Below are 236 nucleotides of genomic sequence, written 5' to 3'. Positions count from 1 at the left end.
CATGTACGAGGCATAGCCCAACTTCAGCCCGTCCTTGGCCAGGCAGCCGTCGCCGACCTGCCAGCCCAATCCCATGCACAGGCCGAGCGGCTCCTGCTGGCTTTGGGTCAAGGCGATCGCGCGGCCGAGTACGTCCGGGCCGTGGTCGATCTGGCGCGCGAGGAAGGCGAGCATGTCCGGCACGGTCGACGACAGCGCCCCGGCGCCGATCGCCGCGGACTGCGGGTCGATCTCGC

General features: G+C 70.3%; 1 protein-coding gene. It reads right to left on the bottom strand.

Going from position 1 to position 236, the window contains the following annotated elements; genetic code table 11:
• The coding region (locus HKX41_13485) for a hypothetical protein (GenBank protein ID NNC25146.1) at positions 1-236 on the bottom strand (236 nt) is incomplete at both ends.

This window comes from Salifodinibacter halophilus, assembly GCA_012999515.1.
GTDB classification, from domain to species: domain Bacteria; phylum Pseudomonadota; class Gammaproteobacteria; order Nevskiales; family Salinisphaeraceae; genus Salifodinibacter; species Salifodinibacter halophilus.
Note: the sequence above shows the minus strand (reverse complement) of the source record. Positions and strands in the feature narration are given on the sequence as shown.